Genomic DNA, 13,513 nt, shown 5'->3' with positions numbered 1-13,513 from the left:
TCAACGGCGCTCGCGGCGCTCGGCACGCTCGTCGCGCTTTTGCATCTGAACCGAAGGCAGCTCTTTGTGCTCTTCGACCTTGATGGTCAGCGTGCGCATCACGTCGTCATGCAGGCGCATCAGACGCTCCATTTCCTGCACGGCCTCGGACGGCGCGTCCGAACGCAGGAAGGCGTAATGGCCCTTGCGGTTCTTGTTGATCTTGTAGGCCATCGTTTTGACACCCCAATACTCGTGATCCACGAGTTTGCCGCCGTTATCGGCCAGCACGGTGCCAAAATGTTCGATCAGGCCCTCGGCCTGGGCGCTGGACAAGTCCTGGCGCGCGATCAAGACATGCTCGTAAAGGGGCATGTTGGTATCCACTTCTGTCAAGGCGCATTTCATAGGCGGGGCAATGCTGTCCTGCGACCCCACCACGAGAGACTGCGCGGTTTTCCATATTTGCAGAACAGGCGCGAGCCATATGGCCATTGCGCCCCGAATGCAAGGGGCGCAGCCTATACGCGATGGTGATTGGGGCATGATTGCTTCTGCGGGGATTTGCGATAGGTTGCGCACATCACATCCAACAAACGGAGATTATCCATGAAAACTGCACTTTTCGCAGCCGCAGCCGTAGCTTTGACCGCAACCGGCGCCGCCGCCGAGCCGGTCAAGTATGTTCTGGACCCCAGCCACAGCCAGGCGATGTTTACCTATGACCACCTTGGATATTCGACCACCTTCAACGTGTTTTCCGGCTGGGAAGGCGAAATCATGTTCGACGCCGAAGATCCTGCCGCATCTTCGGTCGACGTGTCGATCCCGCTCAGCGCGTATTACACAGGCTGGGAAGAGCGGCTGACGCATTTCATGGGGCCGGAATTCTTTGACGCCAAGGACGGCGACATGCTGACGTTCAAATCGACCTCGATCGAAGTCACCAGCGATGACGAGGCGATCATCACCGGCGATCTGACCATCAACGGCATCACCAAATCCGTCCAGCTGGAGACAGAACTGAACCAGCAGGGCACGCACCCGATGGCCGGCAAGGAGTGGATTGGTTTCGATGCCGAGACCAAGATCCTGCGCTCTGATTTCGGTCTGGGCAAATACGCCCCGAACATCAGCGATGAGCTGGGTGTCGAGATCTCGATCGAGGCCAGCAAGGCCGACTAAGCAGCGGCCACGTTTTGCGCGCACCTTGCGGCCCGCATCCCATTCGGGGGTGCGGGCCTTTTTCATGCGCGGTTTACTCGGTCGCGGCGCGCGTTGCGGTCAGCTGCCAGTCGATGCTCACGTCAAAGGCCAGCGTGCTTTCGTCCTGCGTGCCAAGGCCGACGGCGTAATCACGGCGATCAACGGTCAGGGATCCGGCGGCGTCGGCGATATCGCCCTCGATGGTCAGGGTGACGGGCATCTGCACCGGCATTTCCTGATCGCGGATGCGCAGCGTGCCGTCCGCAATCAACCCATCCTCGGACTGGACCAGATCGGCGGCGAATGTGGCGGTCGGCCATTCCTCGGCCGCGAAGTAATCGGGGCCCATGGCCTGTCCTGTCACGCTGCCCAGTGTCAGGGATGCGATTGCGATCTTAACGGTGACGTCGCCATGTTTGCCCGCGTCATCCGGCACCTCGCTATAGGCGATGCTGGCCGTCCAGTCGGCAAAGCTGCCCGTCACCTCGGCGCCGCCCTGAACGATGGCGATGGTCAGCGCGCCGTCCTGCACGGTCCAGTCGCTTTGCACCTCGACCAGTGCTTCGCCTTGCGCGCTGGCTGCGGGCGTCAGCCAGCCAGCCCAGGCACCGGCGCCCAGTGCGGCGGCCCAGATAACCAGCGCGGCCAGTATCGGCAGGGCATGGCCGGGCTGCCGGTCAGTGGGCAATGCCTCGGTATAGCCGGGCAGCATCCGGCGCAAGGTGGCGTCGCCGTCAACAAAGTGGTGCTTCAACGCGCCGACGATATGCAGCAAAACCGCCCCGGCCAGCACCCATTGCAGGATGAAATGCAGCGCGGCGCTGATCTCGGCAAGCTGCGGATCCTTGTCGACAAACGGCAGGTTCTGCCCCAGCGGCCACCAGATCGGGGCATAGCCCGTGGTGGCCGCGTGATACACCCAGCCGCTGAGCGGCACCAGAACCAGCGAGCCATAAAGCAGCCAATGCACCGTTTCGGCCAGCGTCGCCTCGGCGGTATTGTCGCCGTTCAATAGCTTGGGCTTGGGCTGTGAGATGGCCCAAAGGATGCGCAGGATCGCAAGGAAAAAGATGGCCACGCCCAGCGTCTTGTGGGTGGAGAACAGGATCTTGGTCCACCAGATTGTGTTATCTGACACAATGATGTCCGGCGCCTCGATCCAGCCCGCCAGCGTGCTGGCGATCCAACCCAGGGCAAACATCGTCAGGATCATCAGGGCGATGGCCCAGTGGAATGTCTTGGTGATCCATCCATAACTTAGGGGGGTATTTGCGGCGTGCATGCTGTATCCTTTGCTCGAAGCTGGGTCGACTGTACCGCTTAGGGGGATGCGCGCAATCTTGCAATCGGCAGCCCGGCATTGCCTCGCGCGGCGCTGCGCGATATCGCAGAACGACACAAGACGAAGGAGAGCGGCATGAGCCGAGCATTCATTTTTCCGGGGCAGGGCGCGCAGACCATCGGCATGGGCAAGTCCCTGGCCGACGCATATCCGGCAGCGCGCGACGTGTTCGACGAAGTTGACGACGCGCTGGGCGAGCGGCTGTCGGCGCTGATCTGGGACGGCGCGCAGGAACAGCTGACGCTGACGCAGAACGCGCAGCCGGCACTGATGGCCATGTCGCTGGCGGTGATGCGCGCGCTGGAGGCCGAGGGCGTGACGCTGGACGCCGTATCCTTTGTCGCGGGCCATTCGCTGGGCGAATATTCGGCGCTGGCCGCGGCCGGCGCGCTCAGCGTGGCCGATACCGCGCGGCTCTTGCGGATTCGCGGCCGCGCCATGCAAGAGGCTGTGCCGGTCGGGCAGGGCGCCATGGCCGCGCTGCTGGGCCTCGATCTGGCCGCTGTAGAGGCCATCGCAGCCGAGGCCGCGCAGGGCGAGGTGTGCGAGGCGGCCAATGACAATGACCCCGCTCAGGTGGTTGTGTCCGGCCACAAGGCCGCCGTGGAGCGTGCCGTCGATCTGGCCAAGGCGCAGGGCGCCAAGCGCGCGATGCTGTTGCCGGTCAGCGCCCCGTTCCACTGCGCCCTGATGCAGCCCGCCGCCGACGTCATGCGCGCCGCATTGGAGGAGGTGCCGATGGATACCCCGGCTGTGCCGCTGATCGCCAACGTGCGCGCCGAGGCGGTCACCGACCCCGAAGAGATTCGCGCGCTGCTGGTTGCGCAGGTGACCGGATCGGTGCGCTGGCGCGAAAGCGTGGAGTATATGGCGGCCCAGGGCATGACCGAAACATGGGAAATCGGCGCCGGCAAGGCGCTGTCCGGCATGGTGCGCCGTATCGCGCGCGATACCGCCGTGCGCAACATCGCCGCCCCGGACGACGTCGCGGCAGCGGTTGAGGCCGTGAAAAACAGCTGATGCCGGGCCGAGATTTTTCGCGAAAAATCTTGCACCGCTCAATCGACAGCAAAAGGAATATTGAAATGTTTGATCTTACAGGCAAAACCGCATTGGTAACCGGCGCGTCGGGCGGCATCGGCGGCGCCATCGCGCGCGCATTGCACGCCGCCGGCGCTACGGTCGGGCTGAGCGGAACGCGCACCGAACCGCTGGAGGCGCTGGCCGCTGAACTGGGCACGAACGCGCATGTGCTGCCCTGCAACCTGTCGGACAAGGACGCGGTCGAGGCATTGCCGAAACAGGCGATCGAGGCGATGGGCAGCGTCGATATTCTGGTCAACAATGCCGGGATCACCCGCGACCAGATTTTCATGCGCATGTCCGACGACGAATGGCAAAGCGTTCTGGACGTCAACCTGACCTCCACCATGCGCCTGTGCCGGGGCGTCATGCGCCCGATGATGAAATCGCGCTGGGGCCGGATCATCAACATCAGCTCCATCGTGGGCGCCACCGGCAACCCCGGTCAGGCCAACTATGCCGCGTCCAAGGCCGGCGTGATCGGCCTGACAAAATCCATCGCCTACGAGGTCGCCAGCCGCGGCATTACTGCCAACGCGGTCGCCCCCGGTTTCATCGCCACCCCGATGACGGACAAGCTGACCGAGGACCAGAAGGCCAAGATAAACGGCCAGATTCCCGCCGCCCGCATGGGCGAGGCCGATGAGATTGCCGCCGCTGTCCTCTACCTGGCCAGCAAGGAGGCAGGCTATGTCACGGGCGCCACGCTGCACGTCAATGGCGGGATGGCGATGCTCTGAGCGAAGCCACGCCCAGGCGCGGTGCGGTTTTCACCGTGGCCGGCGCCGATTGCCGTTCAGGCGCAAGGTGGGGAAATCGTTTGCGTCGCCAGCGGCATATGCTATAGGCGGCGCAGATTCACCTTGGGGCGCGCGCCATGTGCGCCCTTGCGGACCCGCGCAGCGGGCCTTGACACCACGCCCCATCAGGGCATCATTCACGCCGCTACCCGCCTGCCGGGCGGGGGCACAATCGGGCCAAATGCCCACCGAGACATGAGGATTATGACATGAGCGATATCGCAGACCGCGTGAAGAAGATCGTTGTTGAGCATCTGGGCGTCGAAGAGGACAAGGTTGTCGAAAACGCCTCGTTCATTGACGATCTGGGCGCAGACAGCCTCGACACGGTCGAACTGGTCATGGCCTTCGAAGAAGAGTTCGGCATCGAGATCCCCGATGACGCCGCCGAAAATATCCAGACCTTCGGCGATGCGGTCAAGTTCATCAAGGAAGCCTCCTGAGCTATCGCGGGCCGCGTGCGGCCTGCCGGGCGAAAAAACAAAGGGCCTCCGCAGTTTTGCGGGGGCCTTTTGGTATAAGGATGTCGGGCGCAGTGCGCGGCGCGGTCTTGCCCCCCGGACCCAAGGCGGGGTAAGACCGGAAACGGAACAAAGGGAAGGGACTGCGTATGCGGCGTGTCGTTGTAACGGGCCTGGGATTGGTCACACCGCTGGCATCCGGCGTCGAAGAAAGCTGGAGCCGTCTTTTGGACGGACAATCGGGCGCGGGTCCGATCACGCGGTTCGATCCGGCCAACGTGCTGACCAAATACGCCTGCGAAGTGCCTGACGGCGACGGTACAAACGGCACTTTCAACGCAGACCATTACATGGAGCCCAAAGAGCGCCGCAAAGTCGATGATTTCATCCTTTACGGTGTTGCCGCTGCCCAGCAGGCGGTGGAGGACAGCGGCTGGATGCCCACCGATGACGAAGGGCGCGAGCGTACCGGCGTCATGATCGGCTCCGGCATCGGCGGCCTGCGCTCGATCGAGGAAACGACGCTGATCATCCGCGACAAGGGCGTGCGCCGCGTGTCGCCGTTTTTCATTCCCGGCGCGCTGATCAACCTGATCAGCGGGCAGGTGGGGATCCGCTATGGCTTCAAGGGGCCGAATCATTCGGTGGTGACGGCCTGTTCGACCGGCGCGCATGCCATCGGCGATGCGGCGCGGCTGATCATGTTCGGCGATGCCGATGTCATGGTCGCAGGCGGCGCCGAGGCGGCGATTTGCGAGATCGGCATTGCCGGTTTCAACGCCTGCAAGGCGCTCAGCACCAAGCGCGCGGACGACCCGCAGGCCGCCAGCCGCCCCTATGATGTGGATCGCGACGGGTTCGTCATGGGCGAGGGCGCCGGCATCGTGGTGCTGGAGGAATACGAGCATGCCAAGGCGCGCGGCGCCAAGATCTATGCCGAGGTTCTGGGCTATGGCCTGTCGGGCGACGCCTATCACATCACCGCCCCGGCGGAGGATGGCGATGGCGGTTATCGCGCGATGAAGATGGCACTGAAACATGCCGGGGCCGAGCCTTCGGAGGTGGATTACATCAACGCGCACGGCACCTCGACGATGGCCGACACGATCGAGCTGAAGGCAGTCGAGCGGCTGCTTGGCGATGCGGCCAGCACCGCCACGATGAGTTCGACCAAATCGGCGACGGGCCACCTTCTGGGTGCGGCCGGCGCGATCGAGGGGATTTTTGCAATTCTGGCGATCCGCGATCAGGTGGTGCCGCCGACGATCAATCTGGACAATCCGGCGGTGGAAACCCCGCTGGATCTGGCCCCGAACAAGAAGGTCGAGCGTCCGGTGAAGATCGCACTGTCGAACAGCTTCGGCTTTGGTGGCACGAATGCCAGCATCTGCTTTGGCGCTCTGCGCTGATGTGGCGCAACATTGCCTCCAGCGCGATCAGTTTTCTGGTCGTCGTGGTCTTCCTCGTGGGGGGGATTATCCTGTGGGGGCAAAATACCTACACCGCCGAGGGGCCAAACGACGCGCCGATCTGTCTTCGGGTTGATCGCGGCGCCTCCATGCGCGGCGTTTCAATCGATCTGGCCGAGCAGGGCGCCATCACCAGCCCGATGATTTTTCGCATGGGCGCCGATTATGCGGGCAAGGCGGGCGATCTTAAAGCGGGCAGCTGGCTGATCCCCGAGCGTTCGACCATGGGCGAGATCACCAATCTGATCACGCGCGGCGGGGCCAGTACCTGCGGCACCGAAGTGGTGTACCGCATCGGCGTGACCAGCAGCGAAGTGCAGGTGCGCGAGCTGGACATCGAGGCGGGCCGCTATGTGGAAAAGGCCGCCTTTGATCCGGCGACCGAGGAGGCGCCGGACAGCTTTACCGAAGTGCGCGCGCAGGCTGACACCCGTTACCGCATCGCGATTGCCGAGGGCACGACCAGCTGGCAGATCGTCGATGCGCTGAAATCCATCGACGTGCTGGAGGGCGACGTGGCCGAGCTGCCCGCCGAAGGCACGCTGGCCCCCGACAGCTATGAGGTGCGCAAGGGCGACACCCGCGCCAGCCTGATCGAGCGGATGCAGACCGCGCAGGAGGTGCTGGTGGCCGCCGCATGGGCCAGCCGCGCCGACGGCTTGCCGCTGAAGGATGCGCAGGAAATGCTGGTTCTGGCCTCGATCATCGAAAAGGAAACCGGCGTCGCCGCCGAGCGGCGGCAGGTGGCCTCGGTCTTTGTCAACCGGCTGAATCAGGGCATGCGCCTGCAAACCGACCCGACGGTGATTTATGGCGTGACCGAAGGCAAGGGCGTGCTGGGCCGGGGCCTGCGCGCCAGCGAATTGCGCAAGGCAACGCCGTGGAATACCTATGTCATTCAAGGTCTGCCGCCCACCCCCATCGCCAATCCGGGCCGCGCCAGCATCGAGGCGGCGGTTGATCCGGCGCAGACTGATTTCGTCTTTTTCGTCGCTGACGGATCGGGCGGGCACGCCTTTGCCGAAACGCTGGACCAGCATAACGCAAACGTCGCCAAATGGCGCCGGATCGAGGCTGAACGCGCGCAAGACCCCGCCCCGGCAGAATAGGGGCGCCGCGCCCCCCGCGACGAATGGGCGCTTGACCCTATCGCGCGGCAGGGCCAGAACGCGGGCAAGCTGACCGTCACCACGAGGAGTGCGCCATGGCACGCAACGCCGCTGCAACCGCCGAAATGCGGGATCGCGATCCCTCCAAGCGCATCGGGGCGCTGGCTGCGCTGGTGCCGTTCCTGATGCCCTACAAGGGGCTGATGGCCGCCGCCGCCGCCGCGCTGTTCCTGACCGCCGCCGTATCGCTGGCGCTGCCGCTGGCCGTGCGCCGCGTCATCGACAATTTCGGCGTTGAAAACGGCGCGATTCTCGATCGCTATTTCATGGGCGCGCTGGTGATCACCGCGCTTTTGGCGATTGGCACCGGCCTGCGCTATGCGCTGGTCACCAAACTGGGCGAGCGGGTGGTGGCGGACATTCGCCGCGCCGTGTTTGACCGGGTCATCGGCATGTCGCCGGTGTTTTTTGAAAAAATCATGACCGGTGAAGTGCTGAGCCGGATCACCACAGACACCACCCTGATCCTGAGCGTCATCGGATCGTCGATCTCGATCGCGCTGCGCAATCTGCTGATCCTGCTGGGTGGTCTGGTTCTCATGCTGGCCACCTCGCCCAAGCTGACGGGGCTGGTACTGCTGATCGTGCCGCTGATCATCGTCCCGATCATGACGCTGGGCCGCAAGCTGCGCAAGCTGAGCCGCGACAATCAGGACTGGATCGCGCAAAGTTCCGGCAAGGCGTCCGAGGCACTGTTGAGCGTTCAGGCCGTACAGGCGTTCACCCATGAGACAGCGACGCGCGCCGATTTCGGTGCCGCCACCGAACGCAGCTACGAATCCGCCCGCCAGCGCATCCGCGTGCGCGCGGCGATGACGGTGATCGTCATTTTCCTGGTGTTCACGGGCGTCGTTTGTGTGCTGTGGATCGGCGCGCGCGATGTGCGCGGCGGCGGCATGAGCGCGGGCGCGCTGGTGCAGTTCGTGATCTATTCGATCATGGTCGCGGGCGCCGTTGGCGCCCTGTCCGAAATCTGGGGTGAATTGCAGCGCGCCGCCGGCGCGACCGAGCGTCTGGTCGAGCTGTTGGGCGCGTCCGACCCCGTCGAGGATCCGGCCGATCCGGTGGCCCTGCCCAGCCCGGTGACTGGTGATATCCGGTTCGAGAATGTCGATTTCGTCTATCCGGCGCGGCCTGATGTGCCCGCGCTGCATGGCTTCGATCTGCATATCCGCGCCGGAGAGACGATTGCGCTGGTCGGCCCGTCGGGCGCGGGCAAGACGACCGTCATTCAGATGTTGCAACGCTTTTACGACCCGCTCGGGGGGCGTATCCTGCTGGACGGCACGGCGCTGTCGGACATGCGCCGCGACAATTTCCGCCGCGTGATGGCGCTGGTTCCGCAGGATCCTGTGATCTTTGCCACATCGGCGCGGGAGAACATCCGCTTTGGCCGTCTGGACGCCACCGACGCCGAGGTCGAGGCAGCGGCGCGCACGGCGGCGGCGCATGATTTCATCATGGCGCTGCCCGAAGGCTACTCCAGCGAGGTGGGCGAGCGCGGTGTCATGCTGTCGGGCGGGCAAAAGCAACGCATCGCCATCGCCCGCGCCATCCTGCGCGATGCGCCGGTGCTGTTGCTGGACGAGGCGACCAGCGCGCTGGACGCCGAAAGCGAACGCGCGGTGCAGTTGGCCGTGGACAAGCTGGCCGAAGGGCGCACGACGATCATCGTGGCGCACCGTCTGGCAACGGTGAAGAAGGCGGACCGCATCATCGTGATGGAGGCGGGCCGCATCGTGGCGATCGGCACGCACGAATCGCTTGTGGCCGAAGGCGGCCTTTATGCCCGGCTGGCCAAGCTACAGTTTACAGCCGAGGCCGCCTGACAGCGACCTGCCCTGCGGGGCGAGTATTTGCCGGAAAGATGACAGCCGGGGCTGGACCAGCCGCGCGGCGCAGGTAAGGTGATGAACATGAAGATAGCAACAGCCGCATACCCGCTGGATCCGCTGCCCGATTGGGCGGCCTACAAGGCCAAGCTGACCGACTGGGTGCAAGACGCTGCAGGGCAGGGGGCCGATCTGCTGGTGTTCCCGGAATACGGCGCGTTGGAGCTGTCGATGCTGGCGGGGCCAGAGGCGGCGGGCGATCTGGAGCAGTGCCTGCATGTGGTGTCGGATCTGATCGGGGATGTCGACGATCTGCATGCCGATCTGGCCGCCGGACATGGCGTGCATATCCTTGCCGCGTCGGCGCCGGTATTCGACGAGGCCTATGGCGCGCGCCCCGTCAACCGTGCGCGCCTGTTCGCGCCGGGCGGCGGTCGCGGCACGCAGGACAAGCAGATCATGACCCGGTTCGAGCGTACGCCGTGGGATGTGGTGCCGGGCAATCAGTTGCAGGTGTTTGATACGTCATTGGGCAAGATCGCCGTTCTGATCTGCTATGACAGCGAATTTCCGCTCTTGGCGCGCGCCGTCAGCGATGCCGAACTGCTGCTGGTGCCATCCTGCACAGAGGCGCTGGCAGGCTACAGCCGGGTGCGAATCGGGTCGATGGCCCGCGCGCTGGAAGCGCAATGCGTCAGCGTCATGTCCTCTACCGTCGGGGCCGCGCCGTGGTCGCCTGCAGTTGATGAGAATGTGGGCATGGGCGGGATATTCGGCCCGCCTGACGTGGGGTTTCCGGCGACAGGCGTGATTGCCGAAGGCGTGCTGAACCAGCCCGGCTGGACCTTTGGCGAGGTCGATCTGGCGCGCGTGGCGCATGTGCGGGCCGATGGCGGGGTGCTGAATCGCAGTCATTGGGACGATCAGGCCGGTCGGGACGGGGCGCCGATCATCACATCCTTGCGCTAGATCGTGCTGCGCTGCGGCATGCGGCGCTTTAGCCCTTGAAAATTGCGGTGAATGGGGCCATCTAAGGCGCTGTTCCGCCAATGTGCGGAAATTGCTTTTACAGGAGACCCCATGGCCAAGGAAGATACGCTCGAATTTCCCGGTGTCGTCAAGGAACTCCTGCCGAATGCGACATTCAGGGTCGAGCTGGAGAACGGCCATGAGATCATCGCGCACACGGCAGGCAAGATGCGCAAGAACCGCATCCGCGTTCTGGCAGGCGACAAAGTACAGGTCGAAATGACCCCCTACGATCTGACCAAGGGCCGGATCAACTATCGTTTCAAGTAACGGCGACGAACCATATCGCCGCGTGCGGGAAAGCGTTTCGCCACAGCGAAACGCGGTCGCGCCCCGTATGAAAACTGGGTGCCCGAATGACGCTTTCCCCTGATCCCCGTCCCAGACTGATCCTCGGCTCTGGCAGCCCGCGTCGGCGCGAGCTGTTGGCCCAGATCGGCGTGACGCCCGATGCCATTTGCCCGCCCGACATTGACGAGACGCCGCACCGGTCCGAATTGCCGCGCCCCTACTGCATTCGCATGGCGCTGGAAAAGGCGTGGGCGGTCAAGGCGGACGCAGGCGACATCGTTCTGACCGCCGATACGACCGTTGCACTGGGTCGCCGCATTCTGGGCAAGCCCGAAGACGAGGCCGAGGCGCGCGCGTTTCTGAGCGCCTTGTCCGGCCGCCGCCATAGTGTGATCACTGCCGTTGCAGTGCGGCGCGCAGGCCGGCTCTGGCAGCGCGATGTCCTGACCAAGGTGAAAATGAAACGCCTGTCTGATACTGAAATCGCTGCCTATCTCGCCACCGGTGACTGGCGCGGCAAGGCAGGCGGGTACGGCATCCAGGGGCCTGCGGGCGCGCTCATCCCGTGGATCGCCGGATCATTCACTTCCGTTGTCGGCCTGCCACTGGCCGAGACGGCAAATCTGTTGACCGCCGCAGGCTGGAGGCCGCAATCATGAGCCGCGAAACCATTGTTCTGGATCACTATAACGGGCACGAGGCTGCCGCGCGGCTGGTTGCCGGACGGCTTGAGGATGTGCTGATCGACAGCGGCGGACCGCGTGCCGGGACGATCTATCGCGCCATCGCCGACCGGCCCGTGAAGGGGCAGGGAGGCATGTTCCTGCGGACCCCGGACGGCCCTGCCTTCCTGCGGCAGGTGCGCGGCCTTGCGCCCGGTCAGGTGCTGCTGGTGCAGGTGACGGGCCTGGCCGAGCCGGGCAAGGCGCTGCCGGTAACGCAAAAACTGCTGTTCAAAGCGCGCTACGCCATTGTGACGCCGGGCGCCCCCGGCCTGAATGTCAGCCGCGCCATTCGCGATGATGCCCGGCGCGATGCACTGATGCAGATCGCGCATGCGGAAATGGATGAGGTAGACACCAGCGCGCTGGGTCTGATCCTGCGCTCTTCCTGTGCGGTGGCGGACGATTCTGCCATTGCCGACGATATCCGCGCCATGGCCGATCTGGCCGCCGCAGTACTGGCAGACCGTGAGGGCGACGCCGAAATGCTGACCGAGGGCGACAGCCCCCACCAGCTGGCATGGCGCGAGTGGACTGCGCCCGCTGATGTCGTGACCGATCCCGGCGGGTTCGAGGGCGAGGGCGTCCTCGATCAGATCGCCCTGCTTGAAAGCGCGCATGTCCCCCTGACCGGCGGCGCTTCGATGTATGTTGAGCCGACCCGCGCGCTGGTTGCCGTCGATGTGAACACCGGGGCCGATACCAGCCCCGCCGCGGGCCACAAGGCCAATATCGCCGCCGCACGCGAGCTGCCCCGCCAGCTGCGCCTGCGCGGCCTCGGCGGGCAGATCGTGCTGGACCTTGCGCCGATGGCCAAAAAGGACCGTCGCCAGTTCGAAGACGCCCTGCGCGCCGCATTCCGCGCGGACACGACCGAAACCGCGTTGGTCGGCTGGACGCCACTTGGCCATTTTGAGCTGCAACGCAAGCGCGACCGCGCGCCGCTGGAGATGCCCGCATGAGCTGCCCGATCTGCGCGCGAAAAACCGATCCGACCCACCGCCCATTCTGCTCCAAGCGCTGCGCCGACGTCGATTTGGCGCGCTGGCTGGGCGGTGGCTATGCCATCCCGTCAACCGATCCCGATGATGTGGAAGAGGCAATTTTGGCCGCCGAGGCAGAACGCGCCAAACTGCACTGAAAATAATTACAAACCCTCTGGACAGCGCCGATAGCCTCGCCTAGAACGCCCTCACCCGAATGCAAACGCATTCCCGGTGCCCGGGTAGCTCAGGGGTAGAGCAGTGGATTGAAAATCCTCGTGTCGGTGGTTCGATTCCGCCCCCGGGCACCATTCAAACGCTTGATATTGCTCGATATTCATTCTTGAGCCTTTCAGGGTTTGACAGTTTTCTTGAATGGTTTGACAACTTGTGATCGGCGTTCGTTCTCCTTTTCCAGTGTTTCCATCGTGATCCGGTTGCGGTCCGCAAGGTTGGCAGACCGGGAATAGTGGCGGGCCATCGACGGGGTTTTCTGCCCCAGCAGGTCCGCAATTTGGCGTTCCTCAAGCCCCGCCTCGCGTAGCGTCGTGGCCACGGTATGCCGCAGGCCCTTGAGTGTCAGACCGGGTTGCACAGCTTCCTCGGCTTCCAGCTTCTTCTTGAAGCGGTGCCAGACCGTCGAAAAGCCGTTGTAGGTCCAAGGCTTCCCGCTGGACGTGGCAAGGATCGTCACCGCGTCGTGTGCCGGTGCCGCGTCCAGAGCCTTTTGCAGCGTCGGGCCGATAGGAATGGCGACCTCGTGCCCCGTCTTGCCCCGGACGCCCCAGATCGTGTTTCCGTCGATCTGGCGACGGGTCAGCTTGAGCGCGTCGGACGGATCAAGGCCGGTGTTCATAATCAGCGCGACCGCCACCCGGACGTGAGGCGCGGACCGATCCAGCACAACGGTGCGTTCCTCGACCGCCCAAGGCCGGTTGGCATAGGGCCGATCTTTCGGGCGCGGCTTGGGAATGACGCCCGCCGAATAGTCCCGGTCGATCAAGCCTTTCGGAATAGCGTTGTCAATGAGCGTTTAAAACTGACCCCGTTTCAGCGTTTAATTTTGACCCACCTCTGGAGTGACAAAGCCCCCAGGCGGACCGCCCTCATATAGCGAGTCCGTCTGGGGGCTTTGCTTGCGACGTGG

15 protein-coding genes and 1 tRNA gene are annotated in these 13,513 nt (G+C 64.2%); 13 read left to right on the top strand and 3 right to left on the bottom strand.

The features are described 5' to 3' along the window. Positions 1-354 (bottom strand): 30S ribosomal protein S6, encoded by a 354-nt coding sequence (rpsF, locus tag DQ230_RS13260; RefSeq protein ID WP_113913132.1) that lies wholly within the window; start codon positions 352-354, stop codon positions 1-3. A 234-nt stretch (positions 355-588) separates the two neighbouring features. On the opposite strand from rpsF, the gene DQ230_RS13255 reads away from it, so the two are divergent. Continuing rightward, positions 589-1,164, top strand: a complete 576-nt coding sequence (locus DQ230_RS13255; protein ID WP_113913092.1) for a YceI family protein — start codon at positions 589-591, stop codon at positions 1,162-1,164. Positions 1,165-1,237: 73 nt separating this feature from the next. Here the strand turns inward: DQ230_RS13255 and DQ230_RS13250 are convergent, their stop codons facing one another. Beyond that, positions 1,238-2,467, bottom strand: a complete 1,230-nt coding sequence (locus DQ230_RS13250; RefSeq protein WP_113913091.1) for a cytochrome b/b6 domain-containing protein — start codon at positions 2,465-2,467, stop codon at positions 1,238-1,240. 135 nt (positions 2,468-2,602) lie between these two features. Between DQ230_RS13250 and fabD the strand changes: the two genes are divergently transcribed. From fabD to DQ230_RS13190, 12 genes are all read left to right on the top strand, one after another. After that, positions 2,603-3,547, top strand: coding sequence for an ACP S-malonyltransferase (gene fabD, locus DQ230_RS13245; RefSeq protein WP_113913090.1), 945 nt, complete (start codon positions 2,603-2,605; stop codon positions 3,545-3,547). A 65-nt stretch (positions 3,548-3,612) separates the two neighbouring features. Further along, positions 3,613-4,350, top strand: a complete 738-nt coding sequence (gene fabG / locus DQ230_RS13240; protein ID WP_113913089.1) for a 3-oxoacyl-[acyl-carrier-protein] reductase — start codon at positions 3,613-3,615, stop codon at positions 4,348-4,350. A 269-nt stretch (positions 4,351-4,619) separates the two neighbouring features. Further along, a complete protein-coding gene (locus DQ230_RS13235) occupies positions 4,620-4,853 on the top strand; it encodes an acyl carrier protein (RefSeq protein ID WP_076531917.1) in 234 nt (77 codons plus the stop codon). A gap of 167 nt (positions 4,854-5,020) precedes the next feature. Further along, positions 5,021-6,280 carry a beta-ketoacyl-ACP synthase II gene (gene fabF / locus DQ230_RS13230; protein ID WP_113913088.1) on the top strand — a complete coding sequence of 420 codons (1,260 nt, stop codon included), beginning with the start codon at positions 5,021-5,023 and terminating at the stop codon, positions 6,278-6,280. Then, positions 6,280-7,449, top strand: coding sequence for an endolytic transglycosylase MltG (mltG, locus tag DQ230_RS13225; protein ID WP_113913087.1), 1,170 nt, complete (start codon positions 6,280-6,282; stop codon positions 7,447-7,449). The genes fabF and mltG overlap by 1 nt, the downstream gene beginning before the upstream one ends. A 95-nt stretch (positions 7,450-7,544) precedes the next feature. After that, positions 7,545-9,338, top strand: coding sequence for an ABC transporter transmembrane domain-containing protein (locus DQ230_RS13220; RefSeq protein ID WP_113913086.1), 1,794 nt, complete (start codon positions 7,545-7,547; stop codon positions 9,336-9,338). Positions 9,339-9,425: 87 nt separating this feature from the next. Then, positions 9,426-10,310: a carbon-nitrogen hydrolase family protein gene (locus tag DQ230_RS13215; protein ID WP_113913085.1), complete on the top strand. Its 885-nt coding sequence runs from the start codon at positions 9,426-9,428 to the stop codon at positions 10,308-10,310. Positions 10,311-10,421: 111 nt separating this feature from the next. Beyond that, positions 10,422-10,640, top strand: a complete 219-nt coding sequence (infA, locus tag DQ230_RS13210; protein WP_005978431.1) for a translation initiation factor IF-1 — start codon at positions 10,422-10,424, stop codon at positions 10,638-10,640. A gap of 86 nt (positions 10,641-10,726) precedes the next feature. Then, complete coding sequence (locus DQ230_RS13205; RefSeq protein ID WP_113913084.1) at positions 10,727-11,320, top strand: Maf family protein; 594 nt, start codon at positions 10,727-10,729, stop codon at positions 11,318-11,320. Then, complete coding sequence (locus DQ230_RS13200; protein WP_113913083.1) at positions 11,317-12,345, top strand: ribonuclease E/G; 1,029 nt, start codon at positions 11,317-11,319, stop codon at positions 12,343-12,345. The genes DQ230_RS13205 and DQ230_RS13200 overlap by 4 nt, the downstream gene beginning before the upstream one ends. Beyond that, positions 12,342-12,524 (top strand): DNA gyrase inhibitor YacG, encoded by a 183-nt coding sequence (locus tag DQ230_RS13195; protein WP_113913082.1) that lies wholly within the window; start codon positions 12,342-12,344, stop codon positions 12,522-12,524. Before DQ230_RS13200 ends, DQ230_RS13195 begins: the two co-directional genes overlap by 4 nt. A 78-nt stretch (positions 12,525-12,602) precedes the next feature. Next, positions 12,603-12,677, top strand: a tRNA-Phe gene (locus DQ230_RS13190). Between the two features lie 41 nt (positions 12,678-12,718). Here DQ230_RS13190 and DQ230_RS13185 read toward each other — a convergent pair. Beyond that, on the bottom strand, positions 12,719-13,369 hold the full coding sequence (locus DQ230_RS13185; RefSeq protein WP_162497443.1) for a tyrosine-type recombinase/integrase: 651 nt from the start codon (positions 13,367-13,369) through the stop codon (positions 12,719-12,721). Between the last annotated feature and the right edge of the window lie 144 nt (positions 13,370-13,513).

It is taken from the genome of Roseovarius dicentrarchi, from assembly GCF_003316635.1.
Classification (GTDB): Bacteria; Pseudomonadota; Alphaproteobacteria; order Rhodobacterales; family Rhodobacteraceae; genus Roseovarius; species Roseovarius dicentrarchi.
The sequence above is the reverse complement of the archived record's forward strand: the minus strand, read 5'-3'. Positions and strand labels throughout refer to the sequence as shown.

What these genes read in the sequence shown, in the direction of transcription:
- mltG (WP_113913087.1), top strand. Translation starts at nt 6,280, where the DNA reads ATGTGGCGCAACATTGCCTCCAGCGCGATCAGTTTTCTGGTCGTCGTG.
- infA (WP_005978431.1), top strand. Translation starts at nt 10,422, where the DNA reads ATGGCCAAGGAAGATACGCTCGAATTTCCCGGTGTCGTCAAGGAACTC.
- DQ230_RS13205 (WP_113913084.1), top strand. Translation starts at nt 10,727, where the DNA reads ATGACGCTTTCCCCTGATCCCCGTCCCAGACTGATCCTCGGCTCTGGC.
- DQ230_RS13215 (WP_113913085.1), top strand. Translation starts at nt 9,426, where the DNA reads ATGAAGATAGCAACAGCCGCATACCCGCTGGATCCGCTGCCCGATTGG.
- DQ230_RS13220 (WP_113913086.1), top strand. Translation starts at nt 7,545, where the DNA reads ATGGCACGCAACGCCGCTGCAACCGCCGAAATGCGGGATCGCGATCCC.
- DQ230_RS13255 (WP_113913092.1), top strand. Translation starts at nt 589, where the DNA reads ATGAAAACTGCACTTTTCGCAGCCGCAGCCGTAGCTTTGACCGCAACC.
- DQ230_RS13195 (WP_113913082.1), top strand. Translation starts at nt 12,342, where the DNA reads ATGAGCTGCCCGATCTGCGCGCGAAAAACCGATCCGACCCACCGCCCA.
- rpsF (WP_113913132.1), bottom strand. Translation starts at nt 354, where the DNA reads ATGCCCCTTTACGAGCATGTCTTGATCGCGCGCCAGGACTTGTCCAGC.
- DQ230_RS13235 (WP_076531917.1), top strand. Translation starts at nt 4,620, where the DNA reads ATGAGCGATATCGCAGACCGCGTGAAGAAGATCGTTGTTGAGCATCTG.
- DQ230_RS13200 (WP_113913083.1), top strand. Translation starts at nt 11,317, where the DNA reads ATGAGCCGCGAAACCATTGTTCTGGATCACTATAACGGGCACGAGGCT.
- fabF (WP_113913088.1), top strand. Translation starts at nt 5,021, where the DNA reads ATGCGGCGTGTCGTTGTAACGGGCCTGGGATTGGTCACACCGCTGGCA.
- fabD (WP_113913090.1), top strand. Translation starts at nt 2,603, where the DNA reads ATGAGCCGAGCATTCATTTTTCCGGGGCAGGGCGCGCAGACCATCGGC.
- DQ230_RS13250 (WP_113913091.1), bottom strand. Translation starts at nt 2,467, where the DNA reads ATGCACGCCGCAAATACCCCCCTAAGTTATGGATGGATCACCAAGACA.
- fabG (WP_113913089.1), top strand. Translation starts at nt 3,613, where the DNA reads ATGTTTGATCTTACAGGCAAAACCGCATTGGTAACCGGCGCGTCGGGC.